Consider the following 14,452-nt stretch of genomic DNA (forward strand, 5'->3'; position numbering starts at 1 on the left):
CAGCTCATATCCGGCAACCCACTGTGACCGGTTCGGGCTCGAGACGCACACCGAATGCGGCTTCGACGCCGTCCCGCACGGTGCGGGCGAGAGTCACGATGTCCGAGCACTTCGCGTCACCGCGGTTTGTCAGGGCAAGGGTGTGACGCGTCGACAACCGAGCCGGCGCGTCCTCACCCGGATATCCCTTGGAGAAGCCGGCTCGTTCGATCAGCCACCCCGCCGACAGCTTGGTTCCGCCAACCCCCGGATACTGCGGGACCGTCACATCCCCGAGCTGCGTGGTAATCGCGGACAGAACTGCGGGCAACCGATCCTCGGGCACAACCGGATTGGTGAAGAAGGAACCAGCACTCCACGTGTCGTGATCGTAAGGATCGAGCACCATCGCCTTACCGGCGCGCAGACCCAGAACAGCTTCACGGACCTGCGACGACGGCAATCGATCACCTTCCTGAGCGTCGAGTGCCGTAACCAGTTCCCGGTAGGCCAGGGGTGCACTCAGCCCGTCTGTTGTTGCGTCGAGTTCGACAGCCAGAACCAGCGCTGCGTCCGAATGCTTGAGGACGCTCGACCGGTAGCCGAGTTGCAGTGTCGACGGATCGACCCACGACACCTCTCCGGTGCGGCGATCGAGCAACTGGACCCGCCGAAGTCGCGAGCCCACCTCGATGCCGTAGGCGCCGACGTTCTGAACCGGGGTCGCGCCCGTCGAACCGGGGATTCCCGACAGGGCTTCGAGTCCGCCCAACTCCGCGGCAACGGATTGACCGACCACCTCGTCCCAGACGGCTCCTGCCTCTGCGACAACACGATCAGTGTCGAGGGTCACCGTGGTGTTCGCCACACGAACCACAACTCCGTCGAAACCCTCGTCCGAAATGACGAGATTCGACCCGCCCGCCAAGATCAGCGTCGGCACCTTCTCGCGATCGAGAAGCCGAACGACGTCGACCAGAGACTGCGTCGTCGGGCATTCTGCGAGCAGTCGCGCAGGTCCTCCTACCCGGAGCGTCGTCAATCCGGACAGGTCAATGTTCTCGGACACGAAAGCGCCGGAATCTACGACGCGTTGGCCAATGGTTACGTCCCACACATCGGTAAACGGTAGCCTCCACAATCGTGAGCCGTCGCATCGAGCATTCATCGAAGTACACCGTCCCCGTCGCCAAGGTCCATGAGGCGGTGACGTCGGAGCAGTATTGGCGTGACCGTATCGCCGCAGTAGGTGGCCCTGGCGCCACCATCGACGAACTGACTGTCCGGGACGAAACCGTCGCAGTCACCATGTCTCAGGTCATTCCGGCCGAACACCTTCCCTCCATGGTCTCGAACTTCATCAAGGGTGACATCGTCATCAAGCGCAGCGAGACCATCGCGCCCTTGAACGACGGAACCGCGACGGGAACCTTCTCGGCGCATGTCGACGGCGTCCCAGCGCGCATCGAGGGCACCCAAGTGCTCAGCGGAGACGACACGAGTTGCACCCTCAGCGCCACCGGTGAGGTCGAGGTCAAGATCCCGATTTTCGGCGGCAAGATCGAAAGCGCGATCGTCGACGAGGTCACCCGTCTGATCGAGGCGGAGCAGGACTTCACGCGGGAGTGGATCTCAAAATAGGGCATTGCGGGCGGGGTAGGTTTTTTCTGTAACAGCAGGTAGCCGGTATCGTTTGCGATCATGGCTCGACGCATCGACTACTCCGCCCGCTACCAGCACTCCCCCGAACAGGTCTACGAAGCACTGACCGATCGCGGATACTGGGACGCTCGGGTCGAGGAGATGCGCAAGCATTCCGAAAATCGGGTGGAACATTTCGAGGTCAGCGATTCCGGGATCGAACTTGTCCTGCACCATGTCCTGCCCCGCACCGATCTGCCCGACATCGCGCAGACAGTCATGCGCAACGACCTGATCATCACGCGCACCGAGTCGTACAGCCCGTTCGGTGACACGGTCACGGGAACCTACGAGGCCTCCATCCCGGCCGGACCGGGCAGCCTCACCGGAACCATGGAACTGTTCGGCACCGAAACAGGATGCACCTTGCGGACGTCGTCGGAAGCCAAAGTGCACATCCCTTTTGTCGGCGGAAAATTGGAAGAGCTGATGCTCACCAATCTTGTCGACCTGTTCCGCACCGAAGCTCAGGTCACCGCGACCTGGCTCGCCGCCCGCTGACCCCCGGTGAAGACTGCTCCACCCCCGAGGATCGAGGGTGTCATCACACGCGGCACAACCGGCATCAACCGTCTGCGACGCAGTGACCGCTGGCTCGTACACAACCGGGCCGTTCAACGTGCACTGCACAACGCTGCCGACCCACTGATAGTCGACCTCGGCTACGGCGCTCGCCCCGACACGACGTTCGAGATGGCCGACCGTCTCACCGCGGTACGACGCGATCGCAGAGTCATCGGACTCGAAATCGACCCGGCCCGCGTGGTGGAAAGCCGCAACGGCGTCAGTTTCGCGCGCGGTGGGTTCGAATTAGCCGGGCTGTCACCGGTTTTCGTTCGCGCCTTCAACGTGTTGCGCCAGTATCCCGAAGAGGCGGTGGAATCGGCATGGTCGCACATCCAATCCGGTTTGGCGCCAGGCGGTTTGATACTCGACGGAACGTGCGACGAACTGGGGCGTCGGTGCGCCTGGGTGCTGCTCGACGCACACAGGCCACTGACCCTGACCTTGGCATGGGATCCCTTCGACATCGAGAAACCGTCGGACATCGCAGAACGCTTGCCCAAGGCCCTCATTCACCGCAATATCCCGGGAGAGCCGATACACGCACTGCTCACCGCCGCCGATCGCGCGTGGGCCACTGCGGCGCCCCACGCGTCGTTCGGCCCCAGGCATCGCTGGGCCGCGGCGCTGGAAATTCTTCGGGCACAAGGAGTTCCCGTCCAACCTGCGCGTCGACGCCTTCGTGATTGCATCCTGACAGTGCCCTGGCACGTCGTAGCGCCGAACCCCTGACCTCGCAAAAAACGAAGCGCCCCACCGCGGAGAGTATCTCCGCGGTGGGGCGCTCTGGTTCGAGCATCACTGCTGGTACGGACTAGGACCCGAAGATGTTGCCCAGGCTGCCGAGCGAACCGGTTCCACCGGTGCCAGGCTCTCCACCGTCGACAGGCGCTGCGATCTGAACTGAAATCTGATCGGCCGACGCCGTCACCGTTCCGGCGCCCGAGTACTCGGCCGCGACGATTCGCTGGCCCTGAGTTGCCGGTGTCCACGAAATACTGGCTTTTCCGGACGAATCGACCGTCGCCGTGCCGATAACCGTCTCACCGTCCTTGAAGGTGACTGTGCCACCGGCGTTTGCGGGACTGATCTGGGCCGAAATGGTTTGCGCTACGCCGACCTGGCCCGCTCCAACACTGAGACCTGTTGTCGAGCCTGTGGTTCCGGCGGGTTGTTCGGCAACTGTCGTACTTGCCGTGGTGCTCGATCCGGTGACACCGGATCGGCCGGCGAACACAGCTTCGATCGTCTGCGTACCCGCAACGGTCGGAACCCAGGCGTAGGTGGCGTCACCGTTACCGGCAACCGGTACCGAAGCCAGAACCGTTCCACCGATCTTGAACGTGACCGTTCCACCGGTTCCCGACGCAGACACCGTCGCCTTGAGGGTGGTCGACTTACCCACCTGGGCGCCCGAGATCGGGGCCAGCGTGGTGGTCGACGGAGAATCAGCCTGCGAAACACTCACGGTTCGCGCCGCCGACTGCGAACCGACAGCCTTCGCCGTGTCCGCAAACTTCGCAGTAATCGAGTGATCTCCGCGAGTGGTCGGCGTCCAGGCAAGTGTTGCAACGCCATTGGCGAGCGTGCCGACGCCGATCTTGGAACCGGCGTCGAAGAACTCCACCTGATCACCGTCGGCACCACCGGTGACCGTCGCCTCCAGCGACACCGCTTGCCCCACCTGGGCGCCGCTGACCGGAGACACGGTAGTGGTCGAGATGTTCTTCTGAACATTGATCGACGGACCAACACCCTTGAGCTGCCCCGACCCCAAAGTCCCACTCACATGCAACTCAGACGTCAAATTCACATTCCGCGCACAACCCTCGCCCACTGTGTAGCTGAATTCAACGGTTCGGAACTTCGGTTTGATCAAACCATCGTTCCAGTACACCGCCCAGCTACCCGTGATCTTCGCGTAGTCGTCAGCCACCTCGACCTTGTTGCTGCCGATCACGTCGCCGTCGACCTTGGCCGAATCCTTGACATATGTAAGACAATCCGGATGAACGTCCTTGACCTGCTGAAGGTACTCGAGACTACCGGTTCGCGTCAGTACCGACGTGACGGTAATCGTCTCACCTACACTCGGTTTCCCGTTGGAAATAGTGCGGGCAACATGATAATCGTGTACGTTGCCCTCCGCCGTCACCGGCTCAGCCCCCGCGACACCGACGCCAGCAACCGCCGCGAAGCCCGCAGCAACAGCAAACACACTCAAACCACCGACAACACGACGAACACCACTCACGGACATCCATATCCCTCTCGACGACGGAGCAGACAGGTGTCCAGTACAGGTGTCCAGGACAAGCGTCCATCTGCTTTCGATGCCGTGACGTTATCCCTTTACCTGTAACGTGGCTGGGCTTTTCGAAAAATTGGTGAATTCGGCGCAAACTTGGCTCCGCCTACAGGCTTGCGGTGAGCGCCAACTCCACCCGAACAGCCACATCGACAGCGGCACTTTCACACGAGCGGTACAACTCGTGGGCGTCGAGTCGACCGATCGCGACGCCGTCCGACACCACTTCGTTGAGCAGTTCCTGGGAAATGCCACCCGACGCAATGTCGAGGACAGTGCGCACCGGTGTCGTAATTCGGATGGCTCCGAACTGCTCGCATTCCGATTCCGCAAGCAAACACCGGTGCAAAGCAAGCTGACGGGTTGGCGCTGAGACGGGTACGCCGACCGACAGGTGCAGGAACCGTGGCTGCAAGTGGCCGAGACCGTGAAGTTCGGCAGCGCTGTAGTGCGAGACGGTTGCTCGGCCGGCAAACCACGTGCACCATTTGGCAAATTCGTCCATCGCGGTGCGGCGTACTCGATCCAGTCGAAATAGCTCCGGACACTCCGAAATCCAGGTTCCGGATTCCAAGAGCCAGTCCCAGTCATGACCGGAAAAACCCAGGGCGGCGGCCTGATCCGTCGCAACAAACCCGCATTGGCGCAGTGCCAACAATTCGAGTGCTTCGTAGTCTGGAGCCATGACCACCTCCGGTGACCGTCTGGAGCGCTTTCCCGCCAGGCTACGGCATTCTGTGTTTCAGATCACAGTATCGGATGAGCGCGTATTCACAGAGTTCGTTCAGAGTCGTCGGGAAGAATCCCTGAGATGACTGTCGCAGCAAACAACGCGCCCCCGCGCAATCGTGTGCTCATCATCCTGCTCGTCGTGATCGCTGTACTGGTCGCAGCGCTTGTAGGCGGCGAACTCTACGTACGCAATCAAGTCAAAAGCTGCATGGCCGACCAGTTTCAGAGTGAACTCGGCTCACAGGTAGACGTGGGCTTGAGCTGGAAACCCGTTCTACTGCAAGCCATCGACAAGAAGGTCCCCTACATCACCATCGACAGCGACGATTCGTCGTTCGGGCCGGCCACCGGAATGCAGGTCCACGCCAAGGTCAACGACATCAATCTCCAACCGTCCGCCGGAAACAGCGGAACCGTCGGAAGCTCGAGCGCCGACGTCAACTGGTCAACTGCCGGAATCCTGGCCACCCTCCAGGAACAGACCTTCGGTGGGCTTGTCACCGGCGTCACGGCCGATTCCGCCGCCGGCACTTTGGCCTTCGACGTCGGACCAGCCGGCCTTGCCAAGCTCACAGTCAAGCCGACCATCTCGAACGGAGTTGTCGACGTACAAACCGTCGGCGCCGAGATTCTGGGCTTCGGACTGCCGACCGACCTTGTCGACGGCATCGTCCAGACATTGACGGACAGCTTGCAGACCTACCCGCTGGACATGAAGCCCACAGAGCTCACCGTGACCGACGACGCGATCAAGATTTCACTCGAAGGCGGCGCCTACGCAATGCCTGTCGCCAATGCATCGGCGCAGAATGCATCCGCGGTTCCCGACAGCTGCGGAATTCTTACCTGACGCGGAAGCACGCAAGTTCAGGAGTCCTCGAAGCTCCACATCAGCGTTGCTTGCACGGGGTTAGGTCGCCAGCGACCCCGAAACAGAGCCCCAGATTCGAGTGCATTCGCGAGTTCGGTGAGCAAGACCGCCAACGACGGCCACACTGGACCGGCGTCATCGGCGGCGTCGCGGCCACACTCGGTAATACATCCGCGCAACGGACCGGTTCGGGTGTCGCACACGAGTAGGTAGCCGTCGCGTTCAGCGATAGGCACAAACGATTCGAGGTACACCCCGGCAGGAGTCCCGCGTCGCGTTGTTCAGGTTGCCGTTCGGTGATGAACTGGGCGATGTCCGGGTCCTCGTGAGCGAGTTCGTGCGTCAGCGCAAGGTGTTCCTCTTGGAGGGTACGAACACCGTCGAGTGAGAGTAGGTCGTGTTCGGGAAGGATTTGCGCCCAATCCCCGGGGCGAAATCCGTTGTGCAGGCGATAGAAGTTGCGTAGGTCGTCGGGCCACGGACAAGGAAACAGTGACTCGACCGCATCGACGTCCTGCTGTGAGGCGGGATCGGCGAGTGCGGCGAGGACATCGGGGGCGTGGTGTCCGCACCAATCCGTGATGCGTTGCCAAGTCCCGGAAACTGTTGCGGTACTGACTGTTTTCGAGACATCGGGCTGATCTTCGGGGAAGATTGGGTAGTTTTCGGTATAGGCGGTTTCGCAGCGCAGACCGTCGGTGTCGCGAAGTGTGGACGTTGGTGTGTCGGTCTCGGTTTCCGCTAGTTCGATTCGGACACGAGCGGAGTCGGCGCGTAGGCGGTGCGCCGCCCCAACTCTGATCCGGTAGGTGCCAGGTTCGAGGGATTCGAGGTCGATGATTATCTCCCCGGTCAGACCTTGCACGCGTGGATTCCGGCCGGACAGGCGGACAGTTCCCTCCTCGATCGCATCCCACTCGTCGCCGAATTCGCCGAGTTCGCTGACGGAATCGCGAAGCTGGACGACAACGGAGACCGGTCCGGGTTCCTTCGCAGTCCGCAGTACGGCTCCGTTTATGACACCGCCGATGCAAAGCAGCGGTCCTTCCATCATTACTTCGCTTGATAAATCATCGTCACGGACAAGGAGGAACGGGTGAGGAAGGTCGGCGATTGCGGAGCACTCCGATGGACGCATGACGTGATACTAAGCGCTGACATTCCGCCACCGATGGGACTCTTGATCTGCTGATATGTCTCGCGGTGGAGGAATATCCAGACATTTCCGACTGATTTTGAGAACCCCTCGAATTCGAACAGGATTTCGATTACGGTGGGGGAATGTTCGATCCGGGGGTGGGGATTTTCGGTAACTCGGCACAGCTGAGTGGTACCGAAACCGACTGTGCCCTCGTCGATCTGATGGCCGAGTTGCATGCGTGTGAGGCGATGCTGGTCGAGCGGAAACTGGCGGTGGTGGCGGAGTTCTTCACCCGCCGCAGCACCGAACATGTCGAGGGCGGGGCGTGGACGTCGTCGGCGCACGAACTCGCCGAATCCGAAGTCGGCGCAGTGCTCACGATGGGGCGCGCCGCCGCCGGAAAGCTCATCGGGTTGGGGTTTGCCCTCAAGACGCGGCTGCATCGGACACGGGCGGCAATGGCGCGCGGTGAACTCGACTTCTACCGGGTTTCGTTGATCGAGTCGGCGACCGCGAATGTCGGTGACGAGTTGATCGACGAGGTGGAGCGTTTACTCCTCGAGCAGGTCCTCGCCCCACCCGTTGACGGCGGTACCGGATTGACGGGTCGGCGGTTGACGGCGGCGATCGACCGGATCGTCGCCCGCGTCGATCCGGAAGGACTACGGGAACGCCGACGCCGAGCCCTCGCCGACAGATTCGTCGGCGTCAGCGCCGCCGAAGACGGCATGGCCCGCATCCTGGGCAGTATCCCGGCCGAGCAAGCACGCGCTTTCGACGGACGGTTGCGGGAGTTGGCGATGTCGGTCTGCCGCCATGATTCGCGCACCTATGAGCAGCGCCGCGCGGATGCGTTGGGCGCGTTGGTGAGTGGTTCCACGGTGTTGGTGTGTGACTGCGACCGCAGCGATTGCCCGCAGGACCGCAGTGGCCTCGTTGTTGTGCGTAGGCCGTTGGTGCATGTGGTGATGTACGAAACCACTCTGCAGGCCGACGGCGACACCCCAGACGCGAACGAGCCCGCGCATCTCGACGGATACGGGGTGATCAGCGCCGAGCATGCCCGTGACATCGCGAAAGATGCCACGATAAAAGAAGTGCGCGTACCCGCAGACCCCGAACCGACACCTGAGCCCGCCTCGGCGACGGTGTACCGCCCCGGCACGGCACTCGACACCTGGCTACGCGCGCTCGCAGGGAGTTGCCAGTGGCCGCACTGTGATGTCCCGGCCTGGAACTGCGACCTCGACCACAACGATCCGTTCAACCACACCGATCCTGCGCAGGGTGGGAAAACCCTCGCGTCGAATCTGAGCGCGTTCTGCCGGAACCACCACCGCCTCAAGCACTCCGGAGCCTGGCAGCTCGACCCGAACCCGGATCGCAGCATCACCCTGACCTCACAAACCGGGCATCGCTACCGAACCAGACCGGCCGGGCTACTCGCCGGAAGGCAGGAACCACCGCCGCCGGAAGGCGGCACCCGGCGACGAACACGACTCGAGAACAAAGCTGCCCGCATCCGGGCCGAACGCAAACGCCGGACAACCCGCCGGACACCCACACCCCGAAAATGCCCGCCCCACAAACCCGTCGACTACGGCAACGACCCACCGCCATTCTGAATCAGGGGCAACCCGGTGCTACTCCCCCAGACCGTCGAGCACAGCACGGGTTCCCGAAAGTCCGAGGCGTGTGGCGCCCGCAGCGATCATGTCGAGCGCTGCCTGCGTGGTGCGGATTCCTCCGCTGGCCTTGACTCCCACCGATGGACCGACGGTTTTGGCCATCAACGCGACAGCCTCCACGCTTGCGCCACCAGCGGGGTGGAAGCCGGTGGAAGTCTTCACGAAGTTCGCGCCCGCATGCACTGCCGCGCGGCAACATTCGACTATCGCTTCGTCGGGCAATGCCGCAGTTTCGAGGATCACCTTCAGCACGGCGCGCTCGCCCATCGCTTCACGGACCGTGAGTACGTCGGCAAGCACAGCGTTGTAGTCACCAGCGAGCGCGGCTCCGACATCGATGACCATGTCGATTTCGCGTGCACCTTGATCAACAGCGAGACGAGCTTCGGCGCCCTTCACCAGTGAGTGATGCTTGCCGGACGGAAAGCCGACCACCGCGGCGGTAATCAGACCGTCGGCGCGGATCGGCAGCATCGACGGTGAGACGCACACAGCAAGAACACCTAGTTCCCGGGCCTCGTCGATCAGCGCCGTCACGTCGGCGGCCGTGGCTTCGGGTTTGAGCAAGGTGTGGTCGACCATTGCGGCAACCTGTGAACGAGTGAGCGCAGCATGGGCCATGAAAGAAAGCTTGGCATACGACCATGCGTCGAGCGGCACTGCGACACCTGAGAGACTAGACGGCATGACCGCTGCACCCTCGACTGATGATCGACGCTACGTACTCTCCCTCGGCTGCCCCGACACGACGGGTATCGTCGCGCGCATTTCGTCCTTCCTCACCGATGTCGGTGGCTGGATCGTCGAAGCTGCGTATCACGCTGACGCAGACACCGGATGGTTCTTCACCCGTCAGGCTGTGCGGGCGTCGTCGGTGAGCATCAGTATCGAGGAACTGCGTGATCGGTTCGAAGCCGTGGCGGCCGAGATCGGACCCGAAACCGAGTGGACGCTGCACGATTCGGGGGCTCCCAAGAAGATCGTGCTTCTCGTGAGCAAGGAAGGTCACTGCCTGCACGACCTTCTCGGTCGCGCAGCGGGTGGCGAGCTCCCAGCCGAAATCAGCGCCGTCATCGGAAACCACGAGGACTTGCGGAGCGTGACCGAGCGTCACGGGATCGACTTCCACCACGTTCCGTTCTCCAAGGACCCGGCCGAGCGCGGGCCGTCTTTCGAGAAGGTGCGCGCCCTGGTCGACGCACATAATCCGGACGCTGTTGTGCTGGCTCGGTTCATGCAGGTTCTGCCGCAGTCACTGTGCGAGCACTGGGCGGGCCGCGCGATCAACATTCATCACAGCTTCTTGCCGTCGTTCATCGGGGCCCGCCCGTACCACCAGGCTTTTGCTCGGGGTGTGAAGCTGATCGGTGCGACGTGCCACTACGTCACCGCAGAACTGGATGCCGGCCCGATCATCGAGCAGGACGTGATCCGCGTCGACCATGCCGACGATGTTGCCGACATGGTCCGTCAGGGTCGCGATATCGAAAAGCTTGTTCTTTCCCGCGGTTTGCGGTGGCACCTCGAGGATCGAGTGTTGGTGCACGGCCGCAAGACTGTGGTGTTCAGCTAGCAGGGTGTTCAGCTAGCTAGAGATTGCGCAACCGCACGATCTCGCGGTCGAACTCGTCGATGCTTTCGATGGACGACATGTGACCGACGCCGGGAATCACGATCAGCCGTTCGAGGTTGCCGGCTTCGTCGAGCACCTGCGCGAGTTTGCGCGCGTGGACGGGTGGTGTGAGCCGATCGAGTGATCCGACGAGCACGGTGGTCGGCACTTCGAGATTGTCGAGACCCTCGTGAATGTCGAGCGTGCTCAGGGCCGCTCCCCAACCGCCACGAATGCGTGGCTTGCACTCGCGAACGATGTTCTCGCAGAACTGAACTTCGGCTTTGGTGGCGTTGGGTGACATCGAGACGTACTGGATTGCCTTGGTCATCGCGCCCGAGGACACGAATGGCACGGGCGAGCTGAGGATGGCGCGTCCGACCGGAACCGGCACTCGCGGGAAGCGTTCCGGCAGCGGAATCACCGTGGTTTCGGCAATCAGTCGATCACTCGCCGTGCTGGCCAGCATCACCGCCGACGCGTACTTCTTGACGTCGTCCGGGTGCTTTCCGGCCCAGGCGATGATGCTCATTCCGCCCATGCTGTGTCCGACGATGACGGCTTTCTTGTCTTCACGGACGGTCGCTCCGAGCACTGCCGAGAGGTCGTCGGCCAGTACGTCGGGCCCCAGCGGGAGGGTGCCGACGGTGCTGCGTCCGTGACCGCGCTGGTCGTACGTGATGACGCGGTATTCGCCGGCCAGCGCATTGACCTGCGGGTACCAGAATTCTGTTGAGCAGGTCCAGCCGTGACTCAGCACAATCGGATCACCGTCGACTGGTCCGTATGCCCGGATGTTGATGATCGCGCCGTCTTCGGTGGTCAGTTCGCTGATGTCCGCTTTGAATGTCGGGGTCTGCAGGAGTGCGTTTGGTTCGACGTCGGCAACGAGGGTGAGTCCTCTGGTGGAGTTCCGACGACGGAGAACGGCGACTGCTGCTGCGAGCGCCCCGGCTCCGGCAACTCCGGCCAATACCCGGAGTGTGGTGGTTCGCGAACTGCTGGACATGCATGTACCCCTGACTGAATTCGAAGGAAATTCGATACGGATGATTGGGTGTCAGATGATGTGCGCTCGGCGCAGCAACATCGTGGACGGGCCGCCGATCAGGCCGACCTCGGTAAGAAACTCGACGGTATTCGCGCATCCTCGACGCACCATGTCGTGGTAGTGGACATTGTTCTTCGCGGCGTGGATTGCCGCTTCGGCGTCGAGTCCGGCGGCTGCGTAAACGTTGTTGTTCACGAGGCTGGTGACCACGAAGTATGCGGTGACGGCGAGGACGAACCGGATGCGGGCTTGCTGGAACCGGGTGATGTGGGCTGCTCGTCGGACGGTTTCCTCGCGGGCGAATCTGATGTGGCGGGCTTCTTCGACCACGTGGATTCTGCTGACGGTTCGGGTGAGCGGTTGGACTCGGATGTCTCGCATGAATTCGCGTTGCATCATGTCGAGGATTTCTTCGGCGAAGAGTGTTCCGCCGTAGGCCAAGGATCCGGTGGCTGTTGCCTTGAAGGGGCGTGCGGCGGTGCGGATCCAGGTCTTCGGCCGGTAGGACGGGACGCCGAATTTGGCTGCGGAGCGAGCGAACATCGTGGAGTGCCGGCATTCGTCGGCGATTTCGGTGAGCGCAAATTGCACGTGCGCTGTGGACGGATCGTGGAAGTAGATGTCGCGGACGAGCATCTGCATGAGGATCATTTCGAACCAGATGCCGGTGCCCGCGATGCTGGCTGCTTCGTGGATGGTGAGGGTGACGCGTTGTTGCTGCGTCATCTCGTCCCACATCGGTGTGCCGTAGAGGCTGCACCATTCGGGACTCATCCCGTACAGGTCGTCCGGGACGGGCGCTTCCCAGTCGATCTCGATCAACGGATCGTAGGAGGTGCGGGCAGCTGAGGCGAGGAGCTTGGATGCCGTGTCCTGGCGGTCACCGGCACGGGTCAGTCGGGATTGGCGCCGATCGTTCTCGGATCGGTCAGGCTCGACAGACATCGCAGTTCACTCCCCACGAGGACCGGCAAGCTATGTGTGACTGCCGTTAACCCACAATAGCACCGCATAGTGCCACCCCGCGGGGGCCGAACTGCGAAAGACGCGCTACCAGCGAGGACCGCGCTGAATGTCGTCCACGCGAGGCCGCACGTCAACGAGGTAGACGCAGATTGCGACTACCGCGATGATGCCCAGCATTCCCACCGGAGACGTCACCAACAACACCAAGGCCGCCACGACAAGGATGCCGAGCCAGATCGGCTTGGTCAGCTTGTTGACTGCGGTGAACGCGTCAGGGCGCTGCCGCACGGCATGCACGATCGCGAAGACAGCGCCTGCCAAGGCAAGCAACTTCAGTGCGAGAAAAATCAGGCCGATAATGCCATCCACAGCTACCACGTCTTACATCCTAGTTTCCGTAGGCCGACATCACGAACAGAAGGCTCCCACACCCGAGAGCGCAGGAGCCTTCTTACTGTTCGATCCAGCCGATCAAGCCTTCTTGGTCGGTGCAGCCTTGGTCGGTGCAGCAGCCTTGGCGGGAGCGGCCTTCGCCGGTGCAGCCTTCGCCGGTGCGGCCTTGGCCGGAGCAGCCTTCGCGGGTTCAGCCTTCTTGGCAGCGGTTGCGCGCTCCTGGACATCGGATGCGGCAGCGGTCACGCGAGCTGCAGCTTCTTTGGAAGCCTCGTCGGCCTGATCGCCGAGGTCGAGGACCTTGAGCGCAGCTTCGTCACCCACATCGGCGATCTTCTCACCGGCGTCGGCGATCTTCTCGCCAACCTCTTCAGCGGTATCGGAGATGCGTCCGGCAGCGCGGCCGGCCAGCTTGGCAGCCTGCTCGCCAACGGCGCGGGTCTGACGGGCAACAGTTCCGAGTGCGTCTTCGGTCAGCTCGACGGCGTCACCGAGAGCGGACTCCGCAGCGGCGATGCCCTCTTCGACGGCCGGCTGCTTGCGGATGCGCTCAACTGCATCTTCGCCGCGCTCTGCCAGCGAGTTGTACAGATCGCCTGCAACCTTGAGGTAGGCCTCGGCAACCTTGCGGAGCTCCTCGGGTGCGAACTTCTCGCGCAGCTCGGCAAGCTCCTCCGGCAGCTCGGACGGCAGGCCGGCGAGACGCTCACGAAGAGCCTCAACGCTTTCCACGACGTCGCCCTGCACTGCGGCGAACTTTTCGCGTGCACCGTCGACGCGGCCGGTGACCTCGTCCTGGCTGGTCTCGGCGCGCTCGCGAACCTGGGCAACAACGTCGGCAACGGCCTGGACGACGAGGTCGCCGGCTCCGACTGCGGCGTAGATCGAGGTCTTGACGTTGTCGATAGCGGTCTTATCGGTCATGGTGTTCTCCTTCTGGGAGGTCTGAGTCCGGATGTGTGGTGGGGGCTGCGCTCTGGGCTACTGCAGCGGGCCGCGTCGAATCGTTCTCCCGACGGAACGAGTCGTAGATCTCGAGCAGCACTTGTTTCTGTCGCTCGCTGATGGAGGTATCTGCGAGTACGGCGTCACGGATCGGACTGTGAGGCCGTTGTTCGAGATATCCGGCCTGGACGTAGAGGACTTCCGAAGACACTCGGAGCCCTTTTGCTATTTGCGCGAGCACGTCGGCGGACGGTTTCCGTAGCCCTCGTTCGATCTGGCTGAGGTACGGATTGCTTACACCGGCGAGCTGCGCAAGTTGGCGCATCGAGACTTGTGCGGCTTCGCGCTGCGCACGAATGAATCCCCCGATGTCATGTGCCGCAGAGCTGACGACGCGCGCTGCCAAGTCACTGGCTCCGGCTGCGGCACCGGATGATTCACGTTCTCCTTCATCGGAGTCCGTCGACTTCGCAGACATTGCGCCTTCCCTTTCCTGTGGAC

The 14,452-nt window shown here is 62.4% G+C and carries 16 protein-coding genes; 6 read left to right on the forward strand and 10 right to left on the reverse strand.

The window, feature by feature from the left end:
- Nucleotides 1-4 precede the first annotated feature (4 nt).
- Entirely contained in the window at nucleotides 5-1,048 is a 1,044-nt protein-coding gene (locus FFI94_RS22700; RefSeq protein WP_138869795.1) for a UDP-N-acetylmuramate dehydrogenase, read from the reverse strand.
- A 74-nt stretch (nucleotides 1,049-1,122) separates the two neighbouring features.
- On the opposite strand from FFI94_RS22700, the gene FFI94_RS22705 reads away from it, so the two are divergent.
- From FFI94_RS22705 to FFI94_RS22715, 3 genes are read left to right on the forward strand one after another with little or no spacing between them, the layout of a single operon-like run.
- Complete coding sequence (locus FFI94_RS22705) at nucleotides 1,123-1,620, forward strand: DUF2505 domain-containing protein (protein WP_138869796.1); 498 nt, start codon at nucleotides 1,123-1,125, stop codon at nucleotides 1,618-1,620.
- Between the two features lie 60 nt (nucleotides 1,621-1,680).
- A complete protein-coding gene (locus tag FFI94_RS22710) occupies nucleotides 1,681-2,181 on the forward strand; it encodes a DUF2505 domain-containing protein (protein WP_045063896.1) in 501 nt (166 codons plus the stop codon).
- Between the two features lie 6 nt (nucleotides 2,182-2,187).
- Entirely contained in the window at nucleotides 2,188-2,976 is a 789-nt protein-coding gene (locus FFI94_RS22715) for a class I SAM-dependent methyltransferase (protein WP_138869797.1), read from the forward strand.
- 82 nt (nucleotides 2,977-3,058) lie between these two features.
- On the opposite strand, the gene FFI94_RS22720 is transcribed toward FFI94_RS22715, so the two are convergent.
- Entirely contained in the window at nucleotides 3,059-4,504 is a 1,446-nt protein-coding gene (locus FFI94_RS22720; protein WP_185993288.1) for an Ig-like domain-containing protein, read from the reverse strand.
- Between the two features lie 154 nt (nucleotides 4,505-4,658).
- Nucleotides 4,659-5,237, reverse strand: a complete 579-nt coding sequence (locus FFI94_RS22725) for a hypothetical protein (RefSeq protein WP_138869799.1) — start codon at nucleotides 5,235-5,237, stop codon at nucleotides 4,659-4,661.
- A gap of 126 nt (nucleotides 5,238-5,363) precedes the next feature.
- Here FFI94_RS22725 and FFI94_RS22730 point away from each other — a divergent pair, with 126 nt between their 5' ends.
- Nucleotides 5,364-6,134 carry a DUF2993 domain-containing protein gene (locus FFI94_RS22730; protein WP_138869800.1) on the forward strand — a complete coding sequence of 257 codons (771 nt, stop codon included), beginning with the start codon at nucleotides 5,364-5,366 and terminating at the stop codon, nucleotides 6,132-6,134.
- 40 nt (nucleotides 6,135-6,174) lie between these two features.
- Here the strand turns inward: FFI94_RS22730 and FFI94_RS22735 are convergent, their stop codons facing one another.
- Nucleotides 6,175-7,293 carry an SMI1/KNR4 family protein gene (locus FFI94_RS22735; RefSeq protein WP_138869801.1) on the reverse strand — a complete coding sequence of 373 codons (1,119 nt, stop codon included), beginning with the start codon at nucleotides 7,291-7,293 and terminating at the stop codon, nucleotides 6,175-6,177.
- A 143-nt stretch (nucleotides 7,294-7,436) separates the two neighbouring features.
- Between FFI94_RS22735 and FFI94_RS22740 the strand changes: the two genes are divergently transcribed.
- Nucleotides 7,437-8,921: an HNH endonuclease signature motif containing protein gene (locus FFI94_RS22740; protein ID WP_138869802.1), complete on the forward strand. Its 1,485-nt coding sequence runs from the start codon at nucleotides 7,437-7,439 to the stop codon at nucleotides 8,919-8,921.
- Nucleotides 8,922-8,939: 18 nt separating this feature from the next.
- On the opposite strand, the gene deoC is transcribed toward FFI94_RS22740, so the two are convergent.
- Nucleotides 8,940-9,605, reverse strand: coding sequence for a deoxyribose-phosphate aldolase (gene deoC / locus FFI94_RS22745; RefSeq protein ID WP_138873346.1), 666 nt, complete (start codon nucleotides 9,603-9,605; stop codon nucleotides 8,940-8,942).
- Nucleotides 9,606-9,669: 64 nt separating this feature from the next.
- Here deoC and purU point away from each other — a divergent pair, with 64 nt between their 5' ends.
- Entirely contained in the window at nucleotides 9,670-10,557 is an 888-nt protein-coding gene (gene purU, locus FFI94_RS22750; RefSeq protein ID WP_138869803.1) for a formyltetrahydrofolate deformylase, read from the forward strand.
- 16 nt (nucleotides 10,558-10,573) lie between these two features.
- On the opposite strand, the gene FFI94_RS22755 is transcribed toward purU, so the two are convergent.
- The 5 genes from FFI94_RS22755 to FFI94_RS22775 form a co-directional block, all read right to left on the reverse strand.
- Nucleotides 10,574-11,605, reverse strand: coding sequence for an alpha/beta fold hydrolase (locus tag FFI94_RS22755; protein ID WP_138869804.1), 1,032 nt, complete (start codon nucleotides 11,603-11,605; stop codon nucleotides 10,574-10,576).
- A 51-nt stretch (nucleotides 11,606-11,656) separates the two neighbouring features.
- Nucleotides 11,657-12,592: a diiron oxygenase gene (locus tag FFI94_RS22760; RefSeq protein WP_138869805.1), complete on the reverse strand. Its 936-nt coding sequence runs from the start codon at nucleotides 12,590-12,592 to the stop codon at nucleotides 11,657-11,659.
- A 105-nt stretch (nucleotides 12,593-12,697) separates the two neighbouring features.
- Nucleotides 12,698-12,991, reverse strand: coding sequence for a DUF2516 family protein (locus FFI94_RS22765; protein WP_033235530.1), 294 nt, complete (start codon nucleotides 12,989-12,991; stop codon nucleotides 12,698-12,700).
- A gap of 93 nt (nucleotides 12,992-13,084) precedes the next feature.
- Nucleotides 13,085-13,930, reverse strand: coding sequence for a heparin-binding hemagglutinin (locus FFI94_RS22770; protein WP_138869806.1), 846 nt, complete (start codon nucleotides 13,928-13,930; stop codon nucleotides 13,085-13,087).
- The gene (locus tag FFI94_RS22775) at nucleotides 13,920-14,429 is read right to left on the reverse strand and encodes a helix-turn-helix domain-containing protein (protein ID WP_260684241.1); all 510 of its coding nucleotides are present in this window, start codon (nucleotides 14,427-14,429) and stop codon (nucleotides 13,920-13,922) included. The genes FFI94_RS22770 and FFI94_RS22775 overlap by 11 nt, the downstream gene beginning before the upstream one ends.
- Nucleotides 14,430-14,452: the final 23 nt, after the last annotated feature.

It is taken from the genome of Rhodococcus sp. KBS0724, assembly GCF_005938745.2.
GTDB lineage: Bacteria > Actinomycetota > Actinomycetes > Mycobacteriales > Mycobacteriaceae > Rhodococcus_F.

Coding starts and splice junctions, on each gene's coding strand:
- purU (WP_138869803.1), top strand. CDS start 9,670: ATGACCGCTGCACCCTCGACTGATGATCGACGCTACGTACTCTCCCTC.
- FFI94_RS22735 (WP_138869801.1), bottom strand. CDS start 7,293: ATGCGTCCATCGGAGTGCTCCGCAATCGCCGACCTTCCTCACCCGTTC.
- FFI94_RS22770 (WP_138869806.1), bottom strand. CDS start 13,930: ATGACCGATAAGACCGCTATCGACAACGTCAAGACCTCGATCTACGCC.
- FFI94_RS22730 (WP_138869800.1), top strand. CDS start 5,364: ATGACTGTCGCAGCAAACAACGCGCCCCCGCGCAATCGTGTGCTCATC.
- FFI94_RS22710 (WP_045063896.1), top strand. CDS start 1,681: ATGGCTCGACGCATCGACTACTCCGCCCGCTACCAGCACTCCCCCGAA.
- FFI94_RS22755 (WP_138869804.1), bottom strand. CDS start 11,605: ATGTCCAGCAGTTCGCGAACCACCACACTCCGGGTATTGGCCGGAGTT.
- FFI94_RS22725 (WP_138869799.1), bottom strand. CDS start 5,237: ATGGCTCCAGACTACGAAGCACTCGAATTGTTGGCACTGCGCCAATGC.
- FFI94_RS22720 (WP_185993288.1), bottom strand. CDS start 4,504: ATGTCCGTGAGTGGTGTTCGTCGTGTTGTCGGTGGTTTGAGTGTGTTT.
- FFI94_RS22740 (WP_138869802.1), top strand. CDS start 7,437: ATGTTCGATCCGGGGGTGGGGATTTTCGGTAACTCGGCACAGCTGAGT.
- FFI94_RS22760 (WP_138869805.1), bottom strand. CDS start 12,592: ATGTCTGTCGAGCCTGACCGATCCGAGAACGATCGGCGCCAATCCCGA.
- deoC (WP_138873346.1), bottom strand. CDS start 9,605: ATGGCCCATGCTGCGCTCACTCGTTCACAGGTTGCCGCAATGGTCGAC.
- FFI94_RS22775 (WP_260684241.1), bottom strand. CDS start 14,429: ATGTCTGCGAAGTCGACGGACTCCGATGAAGGAGAACGTGAATCATCC.